The sequence below is a fragment of the Thermoplasmata archaeon genome (assembly GCA_035632695.1).
Taxonomy (GTDB): domain Archaea; phylum Thermoplasmatota; class Thermoplasmata; order RBG-16-68-12; family RBG-16-68-12; genus RBG-16-68-12.
On record DASQGG010000159.1, the window covers coordinates 1 to 11,760 of the forward strand.

Genomic DNA, 11,760 nt, shown 5'->3' on the forward strand with positions numbered 1-11,760 from the left:
TCGCCGCTGCCATGGGAATCTCGAAGGAGGATCTTCTCGCGAAGCTCCTCGAGGCCCAGACGAACCCCAAGGATACACGCCTCGTCGACCGAGCAGCGTTCCAGAAGAACGCCAGCTCCGACGTCGATCTTACAGCTCTCCCCATTCCCAAGCTGTTCCCCAAAGACGCGGGTCGGTTCATCACGGCGGGCGTCTGGGTTGCGGAGTGGCAGGGCGTGCGGAACCTGTCGTTCCACCGCATCCAAGTCCTCGACCGCACGCGCGGCGCGTGCCGCATCGTGCCCCGCCACCTGCGGCACATGTACAGCGAGGCCGCCAAGGCGGGGCAGGAACTCAAGGTGGCCGTGTGCGTCGGCCTCGACCCCTGGAATCTCCTGGGCGGCGGCACGTCCGTCGAGTACGGCATGGACGAGAGCCGCATCGCATCCGCCCTCACCCAAGCGTGCCTGAAGAAGCCCGTGGACATGGTGCGTATCTCGAGCGGCCTGACGGTCCCCGCGGAGGCGGACTACGTCCTCGAGGGACGGCTGATCCACGAGACGCACGACGAGGGCCCGTTCGTCGACGCGGTCAAGACGTACGACCGCGTGCGCAAGGAGCCCGTCCTGGTGGTCGACCGCGTGTACCGGCGCGACGACGCGGTCTTCCACATCATCGTCGGCGGATCCGACGAGCACTTCATGTTCATGGGCATGCCCCGAGAACCCGTGATCTACCAGGCCGTGTCCCGCGCCGTGCCCCATGTCAAGGCAGTCCGCCTCACGGAGGGCGGCTGCGCCTGGCTCCACGGTGTCGTGTCGATCCGGAAGCAACACCAGGGGGACGGCAAGAACGCGATCATGGCCGCCTTCGGCGCGCACACCTCGATGAAGCAGGTGGTCATCGTGGACGAGGACATCGACGTGTACGACGACCGGGACGTCGAGTGGGCCGTGGCCACGCGGTTCCAGGCGGACCGCGGACTCGTCGTCTTGCACGGCGTCCGCGGCTCGTCCATCGACCCGAGTTCCGTGGACGGCTTTACTTCGAAGGTGGGCATCGACGCGACGAAGCCCCTCGGCGGCGACCCCGCAATGTTCGACAAAGCCACGCTTTGACCTCCGGCCTTCTCCGACACGTCATGTGCCACCCAGGGCCAACTCCCCAGTCCCCGAACGGCACCACGGGCTCGTGCGGCGTGTGTGGACACGATGTTTCGCCCAGGGGGCCGTCATCTTTATATCCCTATATGTAACACTATAGTCCGTATGGGACAGAAAACCGTGGCCCTCGACGGGGAGGCGTACGAGCTCCTCCGGAAGAAGAAGCGGGAAGGGGAAACCTTCAGCGACGTCGTGAAACGCCTTGCGCGCAAGCCCAGGTCCATCATGGATTTCGCGGGAGCCTGGAAAGACGTGCCGAGCGAAGACCTCGCCAAGATCCGGGAGTTCCTGCGCAGGGGTCGCGAACTCGATCGAAGGAAGATGGCGAAACTAATCGAAGAGATGCACTAACCATGCGCTGCCTGGACGCGACGTATCTCATCGACTACCTGGAAGGCCAAGCCGCGGCCGTCGCGAAGGTGCAGCAGTGGACAGCGGCGTCGGAACGGCTTGCGACCCCGGCTCCCGCTGCAGCGGAGACCTTGCTCGGCGCGTACTATGAAGGAGGGTCGGCCCTGCGGGACGCTCTCGGCCTGATGGAGACCCTTGAGGTGCTTCCGATCGACGCGACCGTGGCGACGGAGGCCGCGCAGCTGGGAGCCGAGCAGCTTCGACGAGGGACTGCCGCCTCGACCGTCGACCTCCTCATTGCCGCTGCCGCCAGGCTCCACGGGGGAATCCTGGTCACGCGGGACACGGGTTTCGGGCGAATCACCGGGCTCGCCGTTGAGACGTACTAGGCGAGCGAAGGACGGTATCTTCCGGTCGGGGGGAGCACCTCGTGGCCGGGTCCGCGCAGCCCACACAAAGGGTTATTCAGCCGTCCCGACGTTGCTCGCCCCGGTGTTCGTCACTCACGAGCTCATCCGCCGCGGAACGGTCGAGGAACGGGCGTACCAGGTGAACATCGCAAAGGCCTGCCTGTCGCGCTCCACGCTCGTCGTCCTCCCCACAGGAATGGGCAAGACGGTCGTCGCAGCCATGGTCATCGCGGAAATCCTGCGCCGCAAGGGAGGCAAGATCCTGTTCCTCGCGCCGACGAAGCCGCTCGTGGAACAGCACGCCGCCTCCCTGCGGGAGATCCTGATCGTCGAGCGCATCGCCGTCTTCACGGGCGAGGTGGCCTCCCCCGAGGACCGGGAGCTCCTGTGGCGGGAAAATAAGATTGTCGTCTCGACCCCGCAGGTGATCAAGAACGACGTGCACACGGGCCGCTACGACCTCGAGGACGTGAGCCTGATCGTCTTCGATGAGGCGCACCGCGCGGTCGGCGACTACGCGTACGTGGACGTCGCCGCGGTCTACAAAGAGGTCGCAGGACGGCTCGTCCTGGGGATGACGGCGTCGCCCGGCTCGTCCGCGGAGAAGATCCTCGAGGTCTGCAACAACCTCGGCATCACCGCGGTGGAGATCCGGACGGAGCTCGACGCGGACGTGGTCCCGTACGTCCAGGGCTTAGAGATCCAGCGGATCCCGATCGATGCGCCCGACGAGGCGAAGGAGATTCGGACCCTGCTGGAGATCGTCTACGACGAGCAGGTCGAGCGGCTCAAGAAGATCGGCTTCCTCCAGGGCAAGCCCAAGCCCACGACGAAGGACATCCTCGCCGCGGGCACGGAGATCCGCAGGCGCCTCGATGGCGGCGACAAGGACGGACGCCTCTTCGGGGCGATGACCGCGCAGGCGATCGCGATGAAGGCGAACCACGCGATCACCCTCGCCGAGACGCAGGGCATAGGCTCCCTGCGGTCCTACTTCGACCGCATGGCCGCGGACGCGAAGTCCCGCGCGGACACCCAGTTCATCAAGCACGCCAAGGTGCAGGAGGCCGTCAAGATCGCGCGCGAAACGAGCGCGGAGCATCCGAAGCTCAAGAAGACCGCGTGGATTGTCCGGGACCAGTTCATGGCGAAGCCGGACTCCAAGGTGATCGTGTTCACGCACTACCGCGAGACCGCGGACACGGTCACGCGGGAGCTCGCGAAGCTGCCGGGCATCCGGCCCGTGCGCTTCGTCGGCCAATCCTCCAAAGGGGAGGACATCGGCCTGAAGCAGAAGGAGCAGGTGGACATCCTCGAGAAATTCAAGAACGGCGAGGTCGACGTGATTGTCGCCACGTCGATCGGCGAGGAAGGGCTTGACATCCCCCAGGTCGACCTCGTCGTGTTCTACGAGCCGGTGCCTTCGGAGATTCGAACGATTCAGCGGCGCGGCCGGACGGGGCGCAGCGCGAAGGGCAAGGTCATCATGCTCGTCACGAAGGACACCCGAGACGAGGCGTTCCTGTACAGCGCAAGGCGCAAGGAGCGCAAGATGCACGTGGAGCTGGACCGCCTCCGCCGCGATCTGAAGCAGAAGATCTTCGTCGGCGAGCCCGGTGGGGAGATGTTCCTGAGCGCCGCCCCGGAGAAGATCCTCGAGACGAGGCGCGAGGCGATCGCGGAGCGCGAAGAGCGACCCCTGGAGCCGTTGCGGAAGCCGCCCGCGAAGAAGGGCCCGACCACCCTCGACGACTACTGAATGCCGCTACTTTATAGGCCCGGGAGAGGCCTATGGGGTCCGAGGCGGGGATGGAGCACTGCCCCGAGTGCGGCTGGGAGGTCGACCCGGACGAGGAGATGTGCCCGAACTGCGGCGCGTACCTGGCCGACTACGAGGATCAGGAATCTACCGAGGGGTAGGGCCGGCTAGCGGCGGAAGATGCCCTTCGTGGAGTCCTTCAGAAATTCCCCGAATCCCCCGCTGGGTCCGGGGATGTCCCCTTGGACCACGTCCCCCGAGGCGGCATCCACGACGATCTTGTAGGACTTCCCGCGGTACTCGTACGTAGCGAACCACAGGGGGGCGTGGAGGAACTCGGAGTCCTTCACCGTGACCTGGGTCTTCGCGTTCTCCATCACATCGACGACGTCCTTCAGGAGCTCCCGCTGGTGCGCGTCCACCTGCTCCTGGACCAGGCGCGCCGCCTCGTCCTCGTCCACCTCCGCGTTCAGGAGCCGCGCATCCCGGAGCATCTGGGTCGTGTCGAACGGCACCTTGAGGGACAGGGGGATGTGGTAGTCCGCGACCTCGGACTGCCCGCTGCGGCGACCCAGGATCTTCCAGAAGTAGTTGCGGACCAGGTTCCCGCTTCGGCGCTCGTTCGTCCCCGTGCGCGTGAGGACGCCCTGGTACGTCGTGTCCGCGTCCACCTCGAACACGTAGAACGGGAGGTAGAGGCCGTCGAGCGCGGTCACGCGGGACGCGCGACGGAGGTCGTCGGGCTTCATGATGCCGCCCTCCATCCAGCCCGCAATCGCCTGCATCGCGCCGTCCCGGTCGAGCCGCGCCGGAAGCATGGAGTGGGCGAGCAGGAAGGGCTTGTCGCTTCGGATGCGGACTGCGGAGCCGCAGTATGGGCAGGTCACGATGACCTCGCCCGTGGTCAGGTTCAGGGGTCCGCCACAGTGCGGGCAGTTGATCGACTCGACGAGCTCGGGCATGCCGTCGGAAGGCTCATGAAGAATCCACCTATAGCTGTTTTCATGGGTTCCCTCGGCACCCTACGACGCGGGAGCGACCTCACGATCTTCCTCGTCTTCGGGATCCTGACCCTCCTCCTTCTGGCAATCCTCGGGATCGTGGACGTCTTCGTCTCCGGGATCGACCCGCTCCTCGGGTTCTTCGCGGTCGTCGCGCTGACCGTACTGTTCCTGATCATCCAGTGGGCCATCTCCCCGGCGATCGTGCGCTGGGCGGCCCACCGCCGGGAGGAGGTCACACCGCAGAACAACCCGTGGCTGTACCGCACGGTCCAAGAGCTGTGCGCCCAGGCCAAGGTCCCCACGGTACGGCACATCTGGGTGAGCGACGTGGCGGACCCGAATGCGTTCGTGTTCGGTCGCACGGTCGGCTCCGCGGAGCTCGTCGTGAACCGTCCACTCCTAGAGCAGCTGAACCAGGACGAGGTCCGGGCCGTCCTCGCGCACGAGGTGGGCCACCTGCGGCACCGGGACGTGACGATCATGACCTGGGCCTCCGCGGTGCCCCTCCTGGCGTACGTGGTCGCCCGCGGGGGCTTCGAGATCCTCCGGGGCGCGGGCCGTGTCCGCGGGAAGGGAGCCGGGCAGGCCATCCTCGTCGCGATCGCCTTGGCCATCCTCTCCTACTGCGTCTACCTGATCACCCAGCTCCTGGTCCTCTACCTCTCCCGCACGCGCGAATCGTACGCGGACGCCTACAGCGGCGCCGCCACGAAGGACCCGCATCTGCTCGCCTCCGCGCTCACGAAGATCGCGTACGGGCTGAGCCTCGCGCGACCCGATGCCGAGCCGTCCGGCCTGCGGGCATTCTGCATCGGCGACCCCGTGAAGGCGCGCGAGGACTACGAGGACCTGCGGACGCGGATGCAACAGTACGACCTGAACCGCGACGGCCAGATCGACCAGTACGAGCTCGAGAAGGCCGTCGAAGCGGAGAAGAAGAGCCATTGGCGCCGCGCCAACGAGCTCTTCGCCACGCACCCTCCGACCATCGACCGGATCCTCATGCTCGAGGAGATGGAGCAGGAGATCCACCAGTCGGGCGGCCAGCTCCCCGCGAACATCTACAAGTTCGTGTGACCGATCCCGTTCCGGGCCAAGGTTCTAAGCCTATGTCGCACGTTTCCGCCTCCATGTCCACCACGATCCGCCAGACCGTGACGTTCGATGCGACACCCCACGCCGTGTTCGAGGCACTCCTCGATCCGAAGAAGCACGCCGCGTTCACGGGCGCGAAGGCGAGCATCAGCCGGAAGGTTGGCGGCAAGATGTCCGCCTGGGACGGCTACATCGAGGGGAAGAACCTCCGGATCGAGAAGGACAAGGTCATCGTGCAGTCGTGGCGGACCACGGAGTTCGAGGAGGGCGACCCGGACTCCCAGGTCATGTTCCGCTTCTCGCGAAAAGGAAAGGGGACCCGCCTCAGCTTTGTCCACAGCAAGGTCCCGGATCGCCTTGCGGAGAGCTTCCGCCAGGGCTGGATCGACAACTACTGGGTGCCGCTGAAGGCCTACCTCGAAACGCCTACGGCGTGACCTTGCGCTGGCTCTTGCGGACCTTGTCTTCCTCGCTCTGTCGGGACATCGTCCAGATCGCGGTCAGGACGATGACCACGAAGATGGACTCGATTACCATCAGGATCAGCTTGTTGAGCGGGTCACTCACGGGGTCCGAAGCGATGGAGCCGTAGAAGCTCCCGATGCCGATCACGAAGAACGCGGCGGATAGGGGAAAGGCAATCGTCCGGTTGTGGGAGCCCATGTACACCATGTACCAGATGAGCGCGAAGATCAGGCTCGTGAGGCCCATCCACCACAGCTGGTGCGTCAGGCCCGCCACATAGACGAGGATGAAGCCGAAGATCGCGGCGATTACCACGACGGCGATCGCGAGCATGACGTAGAGGATGAGTTTCGAGAGCTTCAGACGGGGCTCGGGGGCCGCGGGGGGCGGGCTCGCAGACGCGGGAACGGGTTCCATTGCGCTTCACTTCCGGGTTGCCACGCGATTCCTCCCGCCCATCTTAGATGTTGCGTTGGGACTCCCAACGGCCACAGGAGCACGCAGGCCAGGCCGCGCGCTCAAGGGAGACCATGAAAGGAGGAAGGTCCGGATGGGCGGAGCGCCCACCCGGGGTTCGTTCGCAGACCACACCTACGGCTGCGTGACGGGCTTGCCGCACTCCGGGCAGAACTTCATGCCGCCCGGCACGTCGTGCCCGTCGGGGCACTTGAGGACCTGCGGAGCCCCGCACTCGCCGCAGAACTTGAGCCCCGGTGCCACGGGCTTGCCGCACTTGATGCACGGCTTGCTGCCCGCGGCGACGGTCGTGTCCGCGCCGCACGACCCGCAGAACTTCATGGTCACGGGGTTCATCGTCCCGCACTTCGGGCAGGCTTTCATCTGTTGCTGCTGGGCCTGCGGGGGTTGTGCGATCATCCCGGGGATTTGGGATCCCATGCCGTACCCGAGGCCGATGCCGGCTCCGAGTCCGACCGTGGCGCCGGCCCCGCCGCTCGGGTTCGCGGCGGCGGTCGTCAGGGCGTCCGCCACGGCGAACTGCTGGTACGCCGCGGCGCTCGTCCGGCCCAAGGTGCGGGCCGCGCCCATCTTGTCGATGGCCGCCTTGACCGTGTCGGGGAGCGGGATGTTCATGCCGCTGACCTGGATGATCTCGACGCCCAGGTTCGCGAAGTGCGGCTTCGAGTTCGCGAGGGTGCCCTGTTCGATGTCGTTCAGGCTCGCCGCGAAGTCCACGACCTTGAGGCCCTGCTGCTTCATCTTGCCCAGGGTCACGTTGAGCTGCTTCACGAGCTCGTCCTTGATCCGGTCCTCCACGTCGGCCGACGTGGCGGCGCCGAAGGTCCCGACGAACTGGTTGATGAAGATCTCCGGGTCGCCGATCCGGTACCGGAAGTCGCCGAACGCGCGCAGCTGGATCATGTCGAAGTCGGGGTCCTGGAACAGGAACGGCTCCTGGGTTCCGAACTTCCCGTCGAAGATGCGCTTCTGGAGGTAGAAGACCTCCGCCTGCTGCACGACGCCCGTGAAGACCTTCTGGAGCCAGCCCAGGATCGCGACGTTCTGGGACGTGAGGGCGTACCGGTCCGGCTTGTCCAGATACGCGAGCGCCTTCCCATCTCGGTAGAACACCGCGATCTCATCCTCGCGGACGACGATGTTGTCGTTCATCCGGATGTTGCGGGGGACCTTCCACATGATGTTGGTCCGCTTGAACTGGTCGTCCCACGCGATCGTCATGCTCGAGGTCAGGCCTTCGCCGCGGCCCGCCGTCTGGTCCGTCCGCTTCGCACCGCCGAAGAAGAAGAGTGTCGGGATCATCGTGTTCACCTCGCGTTCGTAGCCGTAATGATGATCATGCGCTGGTCGAAGGCCTGGTCGAACGCCTTCAGGGCGTCCTGGAACGCCTTGAGGGTCGTGTTGAAGGTCGCGGGGTCCGCCGCGGACTGCAGCATGGGAATCACCGCGGCGCACTTGTCCAGGGTGTCCAGCATCGTGTAGTCGTACTCGTACAGCTTGTCGAGCTCGGGCTCCTCGACGCGGACGTTGGCGCTGATGCCCGAGTAGCCGCCCTCCGCGTGGCGGACCCTGGCCTCCGTAGCCTGGAGGAGGAAGATCAGGTTCCCGATGGGCTGCAACCCCTGGTACTTGCCGGCCGCGGCGAGCCCGTCCCGGACCCCCTCGAGGTCCGACCGGACCTTCTTGACCTGGTCCGCGACCTGGTTCCGGAGGAGGATGTCCGCGTTCCGGATGTCTTCCCGACGCCGGTACCCTGCGTACCCGGGGATCTTGAGCTGGATCTTCTTGATGAGGCCACGGTCTTCCTCGACGCGCTCTCGTATGTCCGGCATGATGTTCGCCTAGCCTTCTACGGTATCGTTCTTGAAATCTATGTATTTAGGGGTGCGGGTGGAACTCCGGCGGATGCCCCAATCCGGTCACCAGAGCGCGACCGCGGGCCGCTCCCCGTTCATCACGTGCCCGGCGTTCCCGTCGATCGCGATGAACATGGGCTTCCCCTTGAACTGGTACTCCATGAACCACACGGGGACGTGGAGGAGTTCGCCGTCGGCCATGGTCGGGAAGACCTGGATCGACTCAAGGGTGTCCACGCGCTTCTTCGCCTCGCGCTCCGCGATCTTCTGCGCCTGGCCGCCCGCGAGCTGCTTCGCCTCGGCCTCGGCGACGTCGCCGTCCATGACCTCGGAGCCGCCGCTCTGGCGCTTGTCGAAGGCGACCTTCGCGGCCTCGTTGAACTCGTAGCCCCCCTCGGGCTGGTACTTGTTGTACCCCCGGACCGCAACCACGGGGATGTTCTTGGCGATCTGGATCCGGTCCCGCACGCGCTGGACCTGGGGCTGCACGTTCCGGTTCTGGTTCTGGTTCGCCGCCGCGGCGGCCTGGAGGGCGAACAGCGCGCCGCCGAGGAGCTTGCCGCCCGTGCTCTCCGAACGCATCTGGGCGACGCCTGCGCCGCGCGTCCCCTGGTAGTCCGCGACGATCGTGGTCGGCACGACCCAGTACGGGACGAACTTGAGGATCGTGTTCCCGAGGTCCGATTTCTCCGCGACGTGCCGCCGGAGGATGCCCTTGTTGAGCCACTGTCCCCCGACGTTCAGGGCCTGTTCCTGGCCGATCGCGCTCGCGAGCATGTAGTGCTTCTGGATGACCTGGGCTCCGCTCACGCCCATCGTGGTCGCCGCGCCGCAGTACTCGCAGACGATGACCGCCAAGCCCGTCGAGGGCTTCAGCGGCGCTCCGCACGAGTTGCACTTCAGATTCTGCGGCAGGGGGGGCGTTGCGGCCGCCTGCACGGGGGCCGCCGGGTTGTAGGGCTGGACGCCCGAAGCCGCCTGGGGCGGCATGCCCGGGGCCATCGGGGCGCCCGCGGCCTGGGGGATGACGCCCTGCTGGGCGCCGCAGAAGTTGCAGAACACGGAACCGTCGGGGAGCTGTCGGCCGCACTTGTTACAGAACAGGGGAAGACCTCCTGTCTGCGCCCAAGTCATCCCTTCTGTACTTAAGAATTCCGCGGTGAATGTCAAGCGTGCGACTCTTGCAGCCCTGGGGCGGAAGGCGAAATACCGCGACCTCGTCTCCCGGTCGCAGACCCCGGTCGCAGATAATCGGCGGGATAAGCCTATATGGCCCCGACGGAGTGGCACCGGCGGCGGCCCCGAGCGCCCGTCAGGTTGTTGACCCCATCCGGCTGTTCGACTGGCCCACGCGGTTCCTCCAGCGGTTCCTCGGGCTCGAGCGGGCCGACGTGAGCAACCTGACCGCGCTCTACCTCGCCACGTTCGTGATGCGCGCCGCGGCCTTCGCGGGCGTCGCGGTCATGCAGGACGTCATCCTCCCGGAGCCGGGCAACGCGTTCTGGCACGGCCTCCTGTTCGCCGTCTACCCGATCGCGGAAATCGCGACGGTGGGCTATTTCGGGGCGCGTTGCGACGAGCGCGGCCGCAAGCGGGTCCTCATCTTCGCCCATGTGATCACCGCGGCGGCGGTCTTCCTCTTCATCGTGGGCATCAGCTCCTCGTTGTCCGAGGTGACCAAGGCGACCCTCGTCGCGGTCTTCTTCGCGATGTTCGGCATCGGAGCGGGAGCCAAGGTGGCCTCCACGTTGGCCATGGTGAACGACCACACCTCCCTGGTGAACCGGGCGCAGCTCATGGCCGTGTTCGACCTCGTGACGTTCGGCGGCCTCGCGGCGGGGTTCGGCGCGGGGTTCCTCGCGCTCTCCGCGTTCGGCTGGAGCCCCGAGGCGGTCCTCCTGGTCGGCGGAGTGGGGGTCCTCATCTCCGTGGTCCTGGTCCAGTTCTTCGTCCAGGATGCGAAGTTCTCGCCGGCCCCGCCCCTGGGCACGGTCGGGCTCCTCATGGAGGTCTTCCGCAACCGGGACATCGTCCGCCTGCTGCCGGTCTACATCCCCGTGGTGGCGCTCTACGGCTACGTCCTCACGTTCACGGACCAAATCATCGGAAGCCACGGCGGCGGAGGCCCCCAGATCCCCACGATGACCCTGCTCGTCATCGTCCTCGCGTTCGGCGTCCCGCTCGCGATCTCCCTGGTCGCGTTCGGTCGGTGGTCCGACATCGCCCGCTTGCGGAGGCCGTTCATGCTCATCGGCCTGGGATGCTTCGGCGGCCTCGCAATCCTGTTCTCCCTGGCGACCCGGCCCGGCGGGGGCATGGATCCGAAGTTCCTGTACGACATGTCCCCATGGATTGCCGCGGCATCGTTCGGCGCCGGGACCTTCCCGCCCGCGGCGCTCGCCTACCTCGGCGACGTGATCGACCGCTCGATCTCGGGCACGAGCTTCGGAATCTACTCCCTGATCTTCGGGACCGGACTCATCGTTGGCCCCATCCTCGGAGGCACGGTAACCCAGACGGTGGGCGCCCTCTCCTTCGCCCTCATCGCCCTCAGCCTGATCGCGATCTCCGCATTCTCCGTGATCTTCTTCCTCCGGGAGCCGGCCCGAAGCGGCCCGTCGGTGCCCGCCCCCGCGACACCCTCCGACCCACCGGACCACGCGAAGTGAACGCGCACCCGGCCCGGGCAAGGCTATGTAGACCCCCGGCGTTCCGGGGCCGGGAGGCGGTACGAAGGAACGTTCTGAGATCAACGAACGACCCGCGACTGCTGGGGGCCATATGCCCCGGAGGGATCACCGCCGAAGGGTTGGATCTGGTGTGACCGTAGCCCACACGTCCGATGGGAATCCTGGGGGGTCCGTCTGGAGCTTCGACGAAGCCTCTCCTACTTCGACCTGATGAACATCGTCATCGGGGCCATCGTAGGGAGCGACATCTACATTGTGCCCGGGCTCACGGCAGGACTCATCGGTCCCTTCGCGATCGTCGTCTGGATTATCGGAGGCGCCATCGCGATGGTCCTCGCGATGGTGTTTGGGTATTGCGCCTACTACGTCCCGAACGTCGGAGGTTCGTACGCGTACGTGTCCGTCGCCTTCGACAAGTTCTACGGGTTCATCGCGGGGTGGAGCATGTGTATCGCGGAGATCGTGGCCCTCCCCGTATTCGCGATCGTCTTCACGAACTACCTCCAGTATT

14 protein-coding genes are annotated in these 11,760 nt (G+C 66.1%); 9 read left to right on the forward strand and 5 right to left on the reverse strand.

Annotated features, from left to right (window positions below):
* From VEY12_10000 to VEY12_10020, 5 genes are all read left to right on the forward strand, one after another.
* Positions 1–1,097: UbiD family decarboxylase (locus VEY12_10000; GenBank protein ID HYM40449.1), on the forward strand; the 1,097-nt coding region annotated here is incomplete at its 5' end.
* A 150-nt stretch (positions 1,098–1,247) separates the two neighbouring features.
* Complete coding sequence (locus VEY12_10005) at positions 1,248–1,493, forward strand: antitoxin VapB family protein (GenBank protein HYM40450.1); 246 nt, start codon at positions 1,248–1,250, stop codon at positions 1,491–1,493.
* Positions 1,494–1,495: 2 nt separating this feature from the next.
* Positions 1,496–1,882: a PIN domain-containing protein gene (locus VEY12_10010; GenBank protein HYM40451.1), complete on the forward strand. Its 387-nt coding sequence runs from the start codon at positions 1,496–1,498 to the stop codon at positions 1,880–1,882.
* 103 nt (positions 1,883–1,985) lie between these two features.
* Positions 1,986–3,662, forward strand: a complete 1,677-nt coding sequence (locus VEY12_10015; protein ID HYM40452.1) for a DEAD/DEAH box helicase — start codon at positions 1,986–1,988, stop codon at positions 3,660–3,662.
* Positions 3,663–3,694: 32 nt separating this feature from the next.
* On the forward strand, positions 3,695–3,823 hold the full coding sequence (locus VEY12_10020) for a zinc ribbon domain-containing protein (GenBank protein ID HYM40453.1): 129 nt from the start codon (positions 3,695–3,697) through the stop codon (positions 3,821–3,823).
* 6 nt (positions 3,824–3,829) lie between these two features.
* Here the strand turns inward: VEY12_10020 and VEY12_10025 are convergent, their stop codons facing one another.
* A complete protein-coding gene (locus VEY12_10025) occupies positions 3,830–4,624 on the reverse strand; it encodes a zinc ribbon domain-containing protein (GenBank protein HYM40454.1) in 795 nt (264 codons plus the stop codon).
* A 42-nt stretch (positions 4,625–4,666) separates the two neighbouring features.
* Between VEY12_10025 and VEY12_10030 the strand changes: the two genes are divergently transcribed.
* A complete protein-coding gene (locus VEY12_10030) occupies positions 4,667–5,743 on the forward strand; it encodes a zinc metalloprotease HtpX (protein ID HYM40455.1) in 1,077 nt (358 codons plus the stop codon).
* A 53-nt stretch (positions 5,744–5,796) separates the two neighbouring features.
* Positions 5,797–6,198, forward strand: a complete 402-nt coding sequence (locus tag VEY12_10035) for an SRPBCC domain-containing protein (GenBank protein ID HYM40456.1) — start codon at positions 5,797–5,799, stop codon at positions 6,196–6,198.
* On the opposite strand, the gene VEY12_10040 is transcribed toward VEY12_10035, so the two are convergent.
* The 4 genes from VEY12_10040 to VEY12_10055 form a co-directional block, all read right to left on the reverse strand.
* Complete coding sequence (locus VEY12_10040) at positions 6,188–6,643, reverse strand: hypothetical protein (GenBank protein ID HYM40457.1); 456 nt, start codon at positions 6,641–6,643, stop codon at positions 6,188–6,190. The genes VEY12_10035 and VEY12_10040 overlap by 11 nt on opposite strands.
* Before the next feature lie 174 nt (positions 6,644–6,817).
* Positions 6,818–8,005 carry an SPFH domain-containing protein gene (locus tag VEY12_10045; GenBank protein HYM40458.1) on the reverse strand — a complete coding sequence of 396 codons (1,188 nt, stop codon included), beginning with the start codon at positions 8,003–8,005 and terminating at the stop codon, positions 6,818–6,820.
* Positions 8,006–8,010: 5 nt separating this feature from the next.
* A complete protein-coding gene (locus VEY12_10050; protein ID HYM40459.1) occupies positions 8,011–8,535 on the reverse strand; it encodes a hypothetical protein in 525 nt (174 codons plus the stop codon).
* An 87-nt stretch (positions 8,536–8,622) separates the two neighbouring features.
* Positions 8,623–9,693, reverse strand: a complete 1,071-nt coding sequence (locus VEY12_10055) for a zinc-ribbon domain-containing protein (GenBank protein HYM40460.1) — start codon at positions 9,691–9,693, stop codon at positions 8,623–8,625.
* Between the two features lie 149 nt (positions 9,694–9,842).
* Here VEY12_10055 and VEY12_10060 point away from each other — a divergent pair, with 149 nt between their 5' ends.
* Together VEY12_10060 and VEY12_10065 are read left to right on the forward strand one after the other, a co-directional pair.
* Complete coding sequence (locus VEY12_10060) at positions 9,843–11,228, forward strand: MFS transporter (protein HYM40461.1); 1,386 nt, start codon at positions 9,843–9,845, stop codon at positions 11,226–11,228.
* A gap of 231 nt (positions 11,229–11,459) precedes the next feature.
* A partial coding sequence (locus tag VEY12_10065; protein ID HYM40462.1) for an amino acid permease occupies positions 11,460–11,760 on the forward strand: 301 nt, incomplete at its 3' end.

What these genes read in the sequence shown, in the direction of transcription:
- VEY12_10050 (HYM40459.1), bottom strand. Translation starts at nt 8,535, where the DNA reads ATGCCGGACATACGAGAGCGCGTCGAGGAAGACCGTGGCCTCATCAAG.
- VEY12_10020 (HYM40453.1), top strand. Translation starts at nt 3,695, where the DNA reads ATGGGGTCCGAGGCGGGGATGGAGCACTGCCCCGAGTGCGGCTGGGAG.
- VEY12_10025 (HYM40454.1), bottom strand. Translation starts at nt 4,624, where the DNA reads ATGCCCGAGCTCGTCGAGTCGATCAACTGCCCGCACTGTGGCGGACCC.
- VEY12_10030 (HYM40455.1), top strand. Translation starts at nt 4,667, where the DNA reads ATGGGTTCCCTCGGCACCCTACGACGCGGGAGCGACCTCACGATCTTC.
- VEY12_10055 (HYM40460.1), bottom strand. Translation starts at nt 9,693, where the DNA reads ATGACTTGGGCGCAGACAGGAGGTCTTCCCCTGTTCTGTAACAAGTGC.
- VEY12_10035 (HYM40456.1), top strand. Translation starts at nt 5,797, where the DNA reads ATGTCCACCACGATCCGCCAGACCGTGACGTTCGATGCGACACCCCAC.
- VEY12_10005 (HYM40450.1), top strand. Translation starts at nt 1,248, where the DNA reads ATGGGACAGAAAACCGTGGCCCTCGACGGGGAGGCGTACGAGCTCCTC.
- VEY12_10040 (HYM40457.1), bottom strand. Translation starts at nt 6,643, where the DNA reads ATGGAACCCGTTCCCGCGTCTGCGAGCCCGCCCCCCGCGGCCCCCGAG.
- VEY12_10045 (HYM40458.1), bottom strand. Translation starts at nt 8,005, where the DNA reads ATGATCCCGACACTCTTCTTCTTCGGCGGTGCGAAGCGGACGGACCAG.
- VEY12_10010 (HYM40451.1), top strand. Translation starts at nt 1,496, where the DNA reads ATGCGCTGCCTGGACGCGACGTATCTCATCGACTACCTGGAAGGCCAA.